13 protein-coding genes are annotated in these 13,242 nt (G+C 41.2%); 3 read left to right on the forward strand and 10 right to left on the reverse strand.

Features of this window, described 5'->3' with window-relative positions:
- Positions 1-64: 64 nt before the first annotated feature.
- A complete protein-coding gene (locus JMX13_RS05905; protein WP_201610940.1) occupies positions 65-1,339 on the forward strand; it encodes a cation:proton antiporter in 1,275 nt (424 codons plus the stop codon).
- Positions 1,340-1,456: 117 nt separating this feature from the next.
- Here JMX13_RS05905 and JMX13_RS05910 read toward each other — a convergent pair whose 3' ends face one another.
- The 4 genes from JMX13_RS05910 to JMX13_RS05925 form a co-directional block, all read right to left on the reverse strand.
- Complete coding sequence (locus JMX13_RS05910; RefSeq protein WP_227686234.1) at positions 1,457-2,014, reverse strand: DUF2127 domain-containing protein; 558 nt, start codon at positions 2,012-2,014, stop codon at positions 1,457-1,459.
- Positions 2,007-3,218 (reverse strand): dihydroorotase, encoded by a 1,212-nt coding sequence (locus JMX13_RS05915; RefSeq protein WP_201610952.1) that lies wholly within the window; start codon positions 3,216-3,218, stop codon positions 2,007-2,009. Before JMX13_RS05915 ends, JMX13_RS05910 begins: the two co-directional genes overlap by 8 nt.
- Positions 3,219-3,278: 60 nt before the next feature.
- Positions 3,279-4,352: an aspartate carbamoyltransferase catalytic subunit gene (locus JMX13_RS05920; protein WP_201610954.1), complete on the reverse strand. Its 1,074-nt coding sequence runs from the start codon at positions 4,350-4,352 to the stop codon at positions 3,279-3,281.
- 104 nt (positions 4,353-4,456) lie between these two features.
- Positions 4,457-4,672, reverse strand: a complete 216-nt coding sequence (locus JMX13_RS05925; RefSeq protein WP_201610956.1) for a hypothetical protein — start codon at positions 4,670-4,672, stop codon at positions 4,457-4,459.
- A gap of 107 nt (positions 4,673-4,779) precedes the next feature.
- On the opposite strand from JMX13_RS05925, the gene JMX13_RS05930 reads away from it, so the two are divergent.
- Positions 4,780-5,763, forward strand: a complete 984-nt coding sequence (locus tag JMX13_RS05930) for a class 1 fructose-bisphosphatase (RefSeq protein ID WP_201610959.1) — start codon at positions 4,780-4,782, stop codon at positions 5,761-5,763.
- 115 nt (positions 5,764-5,878) lie between these two features.
- Positions 5,879-6,673, forward strand: a complete 795-nt coding sequence (locus JMX13_RS05935; RefSeq protein WP_201610961.1) for a TrmH family RNA methyltransferase — start codon at positions 5,879-5,881, stop codon at positions 6,671-6,673.
- A gap of 108 nt (positions 6,674-6,781) precedes the next feature.
- Here JMX13_RS05935 and JMX13_RS05940 read toward each other — a convergent pair whose 3' ends face one another.
- The 6 genes from JMX13_RS05940 to ilvC form a co-directional block, all read right to left on the reverse strand.
- A complete protein-coding gene (locus JMX13_RS05940) occupies positions 6,782-7,987 on the reverse strand; it encodes a cupin-like domain-containing protein (RefSeq protein WP_201610969.1) in 1,206 nt (401 codons plus the stop codon).
- A 334-nt stretch (positions 7,988-8,321) separates the two neighbouring features.
- The gene (locus JMX13_RS05945; RefSeq protein ID WP_201610978.1) at positions 8,322-9,254 is read right to left on the reverse strand and encodes an electron transfer flavoprotein subunit alpha/FixB family protein; all 933 of its coding nucleotides are present in this window, start codon (positions 9,252-9,254) and stop codon (positions 8,322-8,324) included.
- A 140-nt stretch (positions 9,255-9,394) separates the two neighbouring features.
- Positions 9,395-10,144 carry an electron transfer flavoprotein subunit beta/FixA family protein gene (locus JMX13_RS05950; RefSeq protein ID WP_201610980.1) on the reverse strand — a complete coding sequence of 250 codons (750 nt, stop codon included), beginning with the start codon at positions 10,142-10,144 and terminating at the stop codon, positions 9,395-9,397.
- A gap of 720 nt (positions 10,145-10,864) precedes the next feature.
- A complete protein-coding gene (locus JMX13_RS05955) occupies positions 10,865-11,077 on the reverse strand; it encodes a cold-shock protein (protein ID WP_010196799.1) in 213 nt (70 codons plus the stop codon).
- A 368-nt stretch (positions 11,078-11,445) separates the two neighbouring features.
- On the reverse strand, positions 11,446-11,871 hold the full coding sequence (locus tag JMX13_RS05960; RefSeq protein ID WP_201610982.1) for a hypothetical protein: 426 nt from the start codon (positions 11,869-11,871) through the stop codon (positions 11,446-11,448).
- Between the two features lie 325 nt (positions 11,872-12,196).
- Positions 12,197-13,213, reverse strand: a complete 1,017-nt coding sequence (gene ilvC / locus JMX13_RS05965; RefSeq protein WP_201546376.1) for a ketol-acid reductoisomerase — start codon at positions 13,211-13,213, stop codon at positions 12,197-12,199.
- Positions 13,214-13,242: the final 29 nt, after the last annotated feature.

Consider the following 13,242-nt stretch of genomic DNA (forward strand, 5'->3'; position numbering starts at 1 on the left):
AACCCGTTAACCTTTCTAAGTCCTAAAATTGGGACGATTTTCTATCATTATTTGAGACCTTTTTATGGCCCCTACCAGCAGCTTGACCGTATTAGAAATCAGCGCTATTTTTTTATCGATTACTGCCTTATTAACTTATGTGAATCATCGCTTTATCGGCCTACCAACGACTATTGGCGTGATGGTTATCTCCATTTTATTATCTATCGGTGCGATATTTTTGGGCTTTTTAGGTTTTGATCAGCTGATTGATTACGAAGTAAGTTTATTGGAGCAGCTTGATTTTACCGAAGTCTTATTAGACGGCATGCTGTCTATGTTGCTCTTTGCTGGCGCGTTACATGTCAATATTGGCGATTTAAAACGTTATAAATTACCTATTGGTATCCTTGCCTGTATTGGCACAATCGTATCGGCGCTATTAATTGCCGCTGCCCTATACTTTATGCTGCCGCTCTTTGGTTTTGGGCTGCCGTTTTTGTGGTGCTTATTATTTGGCGCTTTGATATCGCCAACTGATCCGATTGCCGTGATGGGTATTTTGGCATCGGCTGGCGCGCCAAAAAGTATTGAAACCGTCATCGCCGGTGAGTCATTATTTAATGATGGTATTGGCGTGGTTATTTTCGTACTGCTGCTTGGTATTTTATCGAGCGGCGATATTCCAACGGCAAATTATGTCGCCCATACATTAGCCGTTGAAGCTGGTGGCGGTATTATCTTTGGTCTGGTACTCGGGGCAATTTTGTATTACATGCTTAAAAGCATCGACAGCTACCAAGAAGAAGTTTTATTAACGTTGGCAGGCGTGATAGGCGGCTATGCACTCGCCAGCCATTGGCATTTATCAGGGCCACTTGCGATGGTGATGATGGGATTAATGGTGGGTAATCGCGGACGGGCATTGGCAATGAGCGATAAGACGCGTCATTATATTGATTTATTTTGGGAATTAATTGATGAGATCCTCAACGCTATTTTATTTGTGTTGATTGGTCTTGAAGTAGTAATGATTGCTTATTCGGGTAATTTATTTATAGCCGCTGGTTTGACAATTATTATTGCCCTACTGGCACGATTTATTGTGGTTGGCATGACGACCAAAACCTTTCATCGTCAGCTTGATTTGCCGACAGGCGCATGGAAAGTTCTGACATGGGGCGGATTACGTGGTGGTATTTCGGTTGCTTTGGTATTGCAGCTACCGGCAGGCAGCGAGCGCGATATTTTATTGGCGCTGACTTATGCGGTGGTGATATTCTCTATCTTAGTACAAGGTTTGAGCGTCGGTAAAGTGGCTAGAACCATCCGTACGGATGAGAAAGTCGCAGAGATATAGCCTTTAAATAGTTTTGATTTAGTCGTTTTAGTAAAAGAAAAGCCAGTATAAGATAATATCTTATACTGGCTTTTTTAGGTCTATTGAACTCGTTGATTCGTTTGTATAACAGCCTAGTTATATCAAACCCTTGCGCTTCATATTGCGATAAACCACGATGACTATAATAATATTTGATACTAAGATGGCAAGTTTAAACCAGTCAAATGGGCTAGCAAACAGATAGTAAATCTCAATAGGAATAAATATCCCGTAACCTAATACGCCAAACCAATAGGCCCAGGTTTTGTCTTGCCACAAACCATAGGCTTCAAGAAAGCGCAAACTGGCATAAGCAAAAATGATTAACAAGAATACTGGCCAATTTTTACTTGCCTGCTGGGCTATGCGTACTGCACTATCAACTTGCGGTGCCAGTAGCTGCCCAAAGGTCTGTTGCCAAGAAGCGGTCGCTGTCGTTAGCCAATGCTCAAGGTCAGTATGCCATGACCATAGAGCTGCCGCCCCTAATAACGCACCGACGCCTTTGACCACTTCATATATTGCGACCGCTTTAATAGATTCGCTAGAGGTACTAGCGCCACTGAGCGGTCTATGCTGCTGGCTGGTTAAATCTTGGTCGTTATCCTTGGAGGATGGTTGCAGATTATCATCCTGCCTAGGCAAATTAGCCAAAGAAAGTCTCCACCACACGCCCTTGCAACTGCTCATTGAAGAATGGCGTATTTTTACCATTTGACAGCATGGATTCTGTGGTCACTTGCCACTCAATATTAGGGTCGACCAACACGGCGCCGCCGATACTTTCATACTGCTCGCTAATACCTGCGATTTTTGCCGGATTAAGGCAGATTTTATCGACCAGTTGCTCAAGCGTTAATACCTCATCACGTACTAGCTGACACGCCAGCGCCATAAACGTATCAAAGTTCGAGATACCGGGCGTACTTTCAGCAAACGGTGCCTTTTTAGCGGTACTATTTAGCGGCTCATGGTGACTGCAAATGGCATCAATAGTGCCGTCTTTTAAACCACGGCGGATAGCTTGCTGATCGGTATTACTACGCAGCGGTGGTAGTACATAAGCTTGGGCATTAAAGCCCTTTAGATTATCATCGGTTAAATAAAGCTGATGCATCGCCACATCACAAGTCACCGGCAAACCTTTGTCTTTCGCCCAGCGCATCAGCTCAATCGAAGACTTACAAGATAACTGGCTAAAATGCGCCGCGATACCCGTTTCTTCTACCATTAATAGCTGCGTTGATAATGCAACTGTCTCAGCAATCCAAGGAATCCCTTGCAGACCGTGATATGACGCGATATAGCCTTCATGTGCCACCCCATCACCAGATAGACTTGGCTCGTCAGGATAAAAGAATACTTTCATATTAAAAGTAGCAGCGTATTCCAAGGTACGCAGTAACACTAAGTCATTGCGAAAAGGGCGACGTGCATTAGAGACCGCAATACAGCCGCCTTTTTTAAGACCAGCAATATTGGATGGATTCTCTCCTCGAAGTCCTTCTGTCAACGCACCTAAAATATGCAAATAAATACCGCCATCATCAAGCGCACGCTCGCGTAAACCTTTTAACAGCGAGCCGTTTTCTAAAATAGGATTGGTATCAGGCGGAATCACCACATGCAAAAAACCATTGCCACGGGCAGCGCGCCCTTCTGACTCTAAAGTGCCGTGTTGTTGTTGCCCCGGCTCACGTAGGCGCGCGCATAAATCAACTAATGGCGGTAGCAGCCACATTTCACGGCCCGCTGCAACTGCAGCTAATTTATCTGTTGCAGCATTTGGTAATGAGTCTTTAAATGCTTGAGGAAGATGGTTAATTATTGGTGCATCCGTATTTAACATAGTGGTCATGAGCGTTATTACCGTATCAATAAAATGGGATAAATAAATATAAAGCAGCGTGGCAGAGATTTACTTACTTGCTGCTTGATGAGCGCGCTGACCTTCCATTGCCAGTGACAACACAGCCATACGAATAGCGATACCGTTATTTACCTGCTTTAAAATCACAGATTGCACACCATCGGCGACGCTTGAGGCAATCTCAACACCGCGGTTCATCGGCCCTGGATGCATCACCAAGGCATCAGGCTTAGCCAATGCCATGCGCTCTAGTGTAATACCATAGTGTTTATAATATTCACTCGATGATGCCAGCAGCGGCGAGCCAATACGCTCGTTTTGTATTCTTAATCCCATAATGACATCACAGTCCGTGACACAGTCATTCATATCTTCATAGACTTGTACGCCGAAACGCTCAATACCTTTCGGTAACAAAGTACGCGGCGCGCAGACGCGGATGTCTTTTACACCCAAGGTTTGTAGCGCACTGATATCTGAGCGTGCAACACGTGAATGCTTAATATCACCGACGATAGCCACTGACAACTCTTCAAATGGGCGCGGCGCTTCACGGTGAATGGTCAGCATATCAAGCATCCCTTGCGTTGGATGCGCATGCCAGCCATCACCGCCATTAATAATGGCAATATCTGGTGTTACTTCTGTGGCCATGAAATGTGCTGCGCCCGACGCTGAATGCCGTACCACAAAGATATCTGCCGTCATCGCTTGTAGATTCCACAAGGTATCGCGCAAGCTTTCACCTTTTTTGGTACTAGAGCGCTCGATATCGATATTGAGCACATTGGCACCGAGACGCTTTTCGGCGACTTCAAAAGTGGTACGGGTACGCGTCGATGGTTCAAAAAACAAATTCATCACCGTATAGCCTTCAAGCTCAGGACGGTTAATCAGCTGCCCGTTTTCATCAAAGAATGTCTCTGCTTTGGCAATAATTGCTTGTAACTGCGCTTTATTAAGACCTTCCACACCCAAAAAATGGCGAATGCTACCATCAGCATTCAGCTGCGGACGACTCAACGACGCATCAAGTTTCTCATGAATGGTATCAGGGTCGAATTTAGCATAATCCGTTGGCGAGACTGTCTGGGTTGAGCGGTTATCGGTAGAATTTGGCATAATGGCAGGTCTTTATTGTTGGTTTATATGATTTGCTAAGCATCATTGATGCGTTTTCTGGCGATTTATGGTCGATAAGCACGGAGACAAGGACATTTCAGCACTTATTTGCTACAATTTGCACCTATGGCAATGACAGACATAGCGCCGCAAAAACAGACGTCTTTGTCATCTTGGGCAATAACCGTAGACTTGTCAAAATCACCATTAGAAATCCGCTTAGCCAAACGATAAATAAATAATAATAGCGCTAGTGTAGCTGATTTTGTGGTCAGGACAAAGATGCCTTGCGGGGTATTTAAAAATTTACCAGATTTCATGCCATTAAGTGTGACCTAAAAGATTTCTCAAGCCTTTATATACTCTTTACCCTCACTTGCCTTAATTTTAAAAACATTCATTTTAATAGCTTTTATCAGGAACCCTTATGACAACCTTAGCAAACTATCTAGACGCTCATGCCAGCAACCCTGCACTTAATGACGTGATTACTACCGTGACTAATGTCGGTAAGACCATCTCGCAGTTATTGAGAAAAGGCGCTTTGGCAGATATCTTAGGTGAAGCTGGCAATCAAAATGTTCAAGGTGAAGAACAGAAAAAACTCGACGTATTGGCTAATGATTTATTATTAGATGCGTTGGCAAAAAACAGCCATTGTGCGGGCGTCGCTTCAGAAGAGCTCGATGATGCCACCCCTGCTAATGCCGATGGCAGTTTATTGGTATTGTTTGACCCACTTGATGGCTCATCAAATATCGATATTAATATGGCCGTCGGTACTATCTTCTCTATTTTACCGTACCAACGCCAAGGTCAAATCAGTAAAAATAGCGACTTCTTACAAGCTGGTAATCAACAGTTAGCCGCCGGTTATTTATTATATGGTACCTCTACGGTATTGGCGCTGACCATCGCCGATAATGTCGTGATGTTTAGCTTAGACCCTGATACCAATGAGTATGTGCTGATAGAAGAAAATGTAACCATCGATGCTGATACCAGCGAATACGCTATCAATGCGTCAAACTATCGCTACTGGCGCGCGCCGATGCAGCAGTATATCGACGAACTCATCGCTGGCAAAACTGGTGTGCGTGGTCGTGATTTCAATACCCGCTGGGTGGCGGCGATGGTCGGCGATGTACATCGTATTCTTTGCCGTGGCGGGCTTTTCACTTATCCATTTGATACAAAATATGCTAATAAAGCGGGCAAGTTACGCCTCATGTATGAGGCCAATCCCATGAGCTTGTTGATTGAGCGTGCTGGCGGCGCAGCTACTGACGCAGTCAATCGTATCTTGGATATAGCACCAACTGATATTCACCAACGTGTGCCTGTGGTACTTGGTAGCAAAAATGAAGTCGAGTATGCTAAGAATTTACATGTAAATTACACTGATAAATAATTCGGTCGAGCCAATCTGCTAACCGTCATTACAAAGCAATATAATCGATATACCCTATATTGATAGTCCTTATAATGACGGTTCAAACTTTCTATATTTTTCTAAGCGAACCATTATGGTAGCAAATCCCACCGAGCTTATTACTTCAGATAAAAACACGACCGTTAAGCTTGTCAAAGGCTTATTGACGCAAGCGCGCCAACGCAAAAAGCAAGGTCAAACTGTAATCGAAGGTGTGCACTTAATCGATGCGGCTTTGCGTAGCGATTATCCGTTCGTGCAAATACTGCTTGCAGACTCAGCGCATCAGCATCCTGAGGTTCAGCAGATTTTGACTCGACTGCCAACCTACACGCCTATTTTGACTTTGTCCGATGTACTGTATGAGAGTATTCGTAGCTTGGGTACCGGTATCGACATTATGGCGCTGATTACTATACCAGTGCCGAGCTTAGCGGCAATCAGTGATGACTGTCTGATTCTTAATGATGTACAAGACAATGGGAATGTTGGCACGCTGTTGCGCACTGCCGCCGCAGTTGGCATACGCAATATCCTCTGTACCAGTGGTACCGCGCAAGCATGGTCACCAAAGACGCTTAGAGCAGGTATGGGCGCACAGTTTGCCCTAACCATTTATGAAGATCTAAGTGTGCAAGATATTTTGGATTATGTACAAACGCCGCTATTTGCGACCAGCTCGCATACCGATACAGTCATTTATCAGCATGATTTAAAGCAACCTATTGCTTGGATTATGGGACATGAAGGGCAAGGCGTTTGTGATGAGTTGATACAGTGTGCCACCCCTATCGCTCTACCGCAGCCTAATGGGCAAGAAAGCTTGAATGTAGCGATTGCAGGCTCATTGTGCTTGTATGAGACGTTGCGCCAAAGAAGCTACTCTTAAAACTTACTGTCATATATGTAGAATCTATTAAAAAAAATGACTAAATAAATAATTGTATTTATTCAGTCATTTTTATTTAAGGCTTATTTGTTTAACTCTATAAACGCATTAACCTTGTGCTTCCATGAAGCTCGCAGAATAGTTATTCGGTGCATTGAAATTAGTAAAACTGATGCTAATAGATTTTTCTAGTCCATTAACACAATGCCACCATCCAATAGGAATAAATAATGCATCACCAGCTTCAATATTGACTTCAACTGGCGTTACATGCTGCATTAATGGGTGCTTTTTTAGATCGAAATTAGGAAAATCTACTTCACTATACACGTGCAAGTCATTATAGAGCCAAGGCACTTGCCAAGCTGGAATCAAAGTAACTTTCTTAGTTCCATAAACTTGAACTAGCATGTTATTGGTTAAATCATGATGTAAAGGTGTAAAAACACCTTTGGGGCCCATCCAAAAATATGTACTAAAAGAGGGGTCGTCGGTTAGCTTCCGATAACCGTCACCGAAGTCACCAATATCTTCAAACGCCGGTTTAATGGCATCGACATTTTGTTGGGTATTATTAGCTGTCATATAATAGTCATTACTATCACCATGATTTTCAATCATATCGACAAACTCAGCCATACGCATGGACTTGCGATGTTTATTAGAATTGCGTTCAAATAAAATATCACTTTCACGATTAAATTGAATCTGAACTTCTACCTCCCCTAAAGTATCAGCAAAATACTGTGGACTCCACTTTTTGAGGGCAGGCCAATGATTAATACCATTTTTTAGTACCACAGGTTTGTGCTTGCTATAATAATCTCTAATAAAGGTTTCAAACGCTGGCGTATCGATGACATCAATTTTTTGATTGTATCCGGGATCCAATCTAGCTAGATCGTCGCAGGTCTGAAGAAGCCATTCTCGTTTATTTAAAATTTTAGTAGGTTTAAGTCCGGCTTTCAAATAAGGGCTTTTAGATGCGGTTTCTAGTTCTAGTAAAACCTCTGCATGAGTATAACCTTGTTGCAATAATACTTGGGCGATATTATCTTTACTCACTCCTTGTAGTAAATTTAAACCCACCCATTCTTTCAAATTGTTTGGCAGTTTCCTAATATTTTGTATACTTTCATTTGTATCTCTATTTAAACCTTTCTTCAAAGCTATTTGAATTTGAGTATCTGAAAAATTATTGTCTTTTAATGTCTGTATAATTACCTCTTTTGAAATACCCCGCATAATATTTGTCGTAATCCAATCATCCCATTCTTTAGGTAACTGTTCTGTAAAATCCATTGCTACATTCATCCTTTCCTCCTAACTATTTAAAAAATTAATTAGCATATTGATAAGCTTATAAAATAAATTTTTATCATTAAAAAACTGTATTTGACCTAGATTCTTGATTCCGTTTATTCAAAATAGATAATCATATAGCGCCATAATGATAATATCATTTATAAAAAACGTATCACTTAATAGCTAGATATTACTTTAGTCTACTATAGAAGATTATCCTATAAAATAGCAACCTCAGACAATATAAATAAATGTTTCAATAAGACTTCAGAATAGACATAAAAAAACCCGCTATTTTTATAGCGGGTCTTTTTTGCTTCATTACTTATGCAAGAGGTAACAATTAAATCTTGCTAGTCAGCTCAGGTAATGCTTCAAACAGATCAGCTTCTAAGAAGTAATCAGCAACGCTAGCGATTGGTGATTCTGGGTCATTGTTGATAGCAACGATGACTTTAGAATCTTTCATACCAGCTAAATGCTGAATGGCACCAGAGATACCAGCTGCGATATATAGGTCTGGAGCAACGATTTTACCCGTTTGACCAACCTGCATATCGTTTGGTACATAGCCTGCATCCACAGCGGCACGTGATGCACCAACAGCAGCGCCTAGCTTGTCAGCTAGTGGCTCAATGTATTTAGTGAAGTTTTCACCATTTGCCAATGCACGACCACCAGAAACAACGATGCTTGCTGATGTCAATTCAGGACGGTCAGATTTGGCCATCTCTTCATTAACGAAGCTTGCTTTACCAGTCTCTTGCACGTTGTCGATAGCTTCAACAGTCGCTGAACCGCCTTCACTTGCTACTGGATCAAACGCTGTCGTACGTACTGTCATGACGACTTTATCTTCTGTAGTCTTGACGGTTGCCGTGGCGTTACCTGCATAGATAGGACGCTCAAACGTTTGTGCATCTATCACAGCAGAGATTTCTGACAACATGCTTACGTCAAGTAAAGCCGCTGCACGTGGCATAAAGTTCTTACCAGTGGTGGTAGCAGGTGCAATGATATGGCTATAATCACCAGCAATATCAGCAACCAATAACGCAACGTTACCAGCCAATTGATGCTCATAAGCGGCGTTATCTGCTAATAATACTTTAGTCACGCCTGCCGCTTTAGCCGCTTCATCAGCGACCGCTTGTGCGCCACTACCAGCGACCAATACATGCACATCACCGCCGATTTGCTGAGCAGCAGCGATTGTGTTCAAAGTTGCCTTTTTTAGACTGGCATTGTCATGTTCTGCATATACCAAAATTGCCATTGTTTTTGTCCTTTATTTATTCGTATCATCTATTCATGCGGTTGTTTGTGTACAGCGTTATTTATCGATTTAGCTTAAATACTAAACTACTCAAACTTCACAACGTTGTACATGATATGCCGTAGCAAATTATTCAATCATTAAATAACTTTTGCTTCATTTCTTAGCTTATCGATCAACTCGTCAACTGAACCCACTTTGATGCCAGCTTTACGCTCAGCAGGTGGTACGACTTTGATAATTTCTTGCTTAGATGTCATATCAACACCGAAATCAGCAGGCGTTTTCTCATCAAGCTGTTTCTTTTTAGCTTTCATGATATTAGGCAATTTAGCGTAACGTGGCTCATTTAAACGTAAGTCAGTGGTGATAACCGCTGGTAGCTCAAGCGCTAGGGTCTGCAAACCACCGTCAATTTCACGTGTGACGTTTACTTTACTACCGTCAACTTTTACTTCTGACGCGAACGTACCCTGACCAATGCCCATCAATGCGGCTAGCATCTGACCAGTTTGGTTATTGTCATCATCAATCGCTTGCTTGCCCAAAAGGATGATATCAGTGGACTCAGATTCAGCAATGCTCTTGAGTATTTTAGCAATTTGTAATGGATAAGGTTTTTGATCAGACACGACCAAAATACCACGATCAGCGCCCAATGCTAAAGCGGCACGAATTTGCTCTTGTGATTCTTTTGGACCAATCGATGCCACAATGATTTCATCAATCACGCCCGCTTCTTTGAGACGAACCGCTTCTTCAACAGCAATTTCATCAAAAGGGTTGATTGACATTTTAGTGTTAGATAAATCTACGCCAGAGTTATCAGCTTTTACACGAACTTTTACGTTGTAATCAATGACACGCTTGACCGCTACTAATGCTTTCATACGTTCCTCGTTTATTAATGTTATGAATTAAAATTGCCAGTTAAGAACCAAGGGTTCATTTTTTTAAACTGTTGTTCAAATTGTCGTTCAAAATATTACTAAAGCTTTTTATTACATTAACAGAAATTTTAAATAAACACTCATAAGCCAATCACTAAAAGTATATCACCATGATATTTGTTACTCATTACTTTGCATTTACTAAAAATAGAAATTTAAGAGTAAAGCATTAAAATTTGCTGTTAAAGCTAAGCCAACCGTTATTATCAGACCTATCTATCTTGCGTGAGCAGGCTCATAAGGTCAAGACAACGCCGTGAATAATGCGTCATAAATTTGTCACCATTATTGCAAAAAGCGTCTATAAGCGCATTAATTAACCATTTATCTTATTAAAGGCTTTAACCAGTACAATATTTATCACGCTTTCCGCCTTTTGTAGACTAACTGCTAGTCGGCTATCCCTTACTTAAAGCTGTCATTATATTGAAAACCTACCATTCTATTTGCAACCTTAATGACGATAAGCTTCATAGCCTTAAATATTTGGTCTGTTTTATTAGAAAAATTGTATAAAAAAAGCAACCTGATGAGAGGTTGCTTCTTTTTAAAGTCTAAACAGTATTTTTATTGTTTTAACAAACAAAGGTATCAATGCATATTGATTAATCTTACTATTATTAGGCTTGCTGAAATCAGCTTACTTAATAACAAATTAGATTAGATAGCTTCGATTTGCTCAGCTTGTGGGCCTTTCTTGCCATCACCTAAGATGAAAGACACTTTTTGGCCTTCGGCTAGAGTTTTGAAACCACCGCCTTGGATAGCGCTGTAGTGAGCGAATACGTCTTGTCCGCCGTTATCTTGCGCGATAAAACCAAAACCTTTAGCTTCATTAAACCACTTTACAGTGCCTTCAACTTTATCTGACATAAATTTTCCTAACTCTTTAACTGTTGGCGAGACGTGTGTCATCACCGATTAATTGATATATACTCAAGTATTTTCTGCTGAATGCGTCGACTTAAACCCTTGATATATCTATAAGATATACTATCTGTTCTTGCCTCAAATCCTTTGAGTACAGGCTGATTATAACAGCTTTTCTCAACGGCAACAGATTAAATTACTTTTTTTTGTAAATAATTCACTTCTTATGTAAAGGTAATGATTAGCATATCGCTATTTTATCTAAAATATTGATTTATATGACTATTTTTATTTACTTAGCAAGATATAACGAACACTAATGATATTTTTCTAAGCGATAAATTCAATGAATTGACGGTTTAGCTAGATATCTATTGCGGTAACGGTAGCCATGGTGACGATAATACCAGTAGGCATAGAGCAAAAAATATCAAGGAAAACGATTGGCTATAAGCGATGTACTTAGCGGGAACGACCAAGTCTTTGGGTGAGTTGGGTATGCCTTTACGTTTGAGTAGCCGTGTGCCGTATATCCAACCATAGATGGTATAAATGCTATAAGCGACTGGAACTGCGAGCGCTAATGGCGCTAGATCAATGAGGTATAACGCCACTGTTGATACAAAAAACCAAGCGGTATCAATTAGGGAGCTAATTTGAAAAAATTTGGACTTTGGCAGTTTACCCTGATTGCTTTTGAGCATCTCCCCTTCTATCCATATTAGTACAGCCACGACAGCACTCAGAGTAATATATGCGAATTGCGGCGTTAGCCAGTTTGGATTTGGTATTTGCACAACAGACAACCTGTAATCAATAAAAAATAAGAATAAGAAAAACAATCACTTTAAGATTTAGTAGCCGATTGGTTCTACTAACAGTTGCTTAAATGGAGCAATAAACGAAATAACGCTTTAAGTAAAAATGATGAAGGCTGTCTATATGAGGTAGCGATTATACGTTTTCAACCAATCTCAAAGCAATTGACATGAAAACCTTACTTAGCTTATTGAAATGATAGCCATTAAAAAACCCGTGCTATCAAGTGACAGCACGGGTTTTGGATTCTAGATGATTAAAATGATAGACAGTTGATTAATCGCTTAATCGCCTTCTAGCAAATTAGTTTTTGTCTTTATCGATGATTTTGTTGCCACCAATCCAAGGCATCATGCCGCGCAATTTAGCGCCAGTCACTTCGATTTGATGCTCTGCGTTGTTACGACGACGTGCGGTCATTGATGGATAGTTGGTTGCGCCTTCAGAGATAAACATTTTTGCATATTCACCAGATTGGATGCGTTTTAGTGCATTACGCATGGCTTCACGTGATTGCTCATTGATAACTTCAGGACCAGTCACATATTCGCCGTATTCAGCGTTGTTACTGATTGAGTAGTTCATGTCAGCGATACCGCCTTCATACATCAGATCTACGATAAGCTTTAGCTCATGTAAACACTCAAAGTAAGCCATTTCTGGGGCATAGCCTGCTTCTGTTAGGGTCTCAAAGCCCATTTTTACTAGCTCGACAGCGCCACCACAAAGAACTGCTTGCTCACCAAAAAGGTCAGTTTCAGTTTCATCTTTAAACGTGGTTTCGATGATACCTGAACGACCACCACCAACACCCGCAGCATAAGATAAGGCTAACTGCTTAGCTTGACCTGATGCATCTTGGTAGATAGCGATCAAATCTGGAATACCGCCGCCTTTAGTAAATTCTGAGCGTACAGTATGACCTGGTGCTTTAGGCGCAACCATAATAACGTCAAGATCGCTACGTGGAACGACTTGGTTGTAATGAATCGCAAAACCATGAGCAAAAGCTAGCGTTGCACCTTGTTTGATATTTGGCTCAATCTCGTTTTGATATAGCTCTTTTTGGAATTCGTCAGGCGTCAAAATCATGATGACGTCAGCAGCTTTTACCGCTTCTTCTACTTCAGCAACTTTTAGACCAGCGTTTTCCGCTTTTTTCCATGAACCAGAGTTGGCACGTAGACCAACGGTCACATCGACGTCTGAATCTTGCAGGTTAAGCGCGTGTGCATGGCCTTGTGAACCGTAACCAATAATCGCAACTTTTTTGCCTTGGATAATTGATAAATCACAGTCTTTATCATAATAAACGTTCATAAATAGAGTCCTTTTCCTAAATCATGGCT

The organism is Psychrobacter immobilis (genome assembly GCF_904846285.1).
GTDB lineage: Bacteria > Pseudomonadota > Gammaproteobacteria > Pseudomonadales > Moraxellaceae > Psychrobacter > Psychrobacter immobilis_D.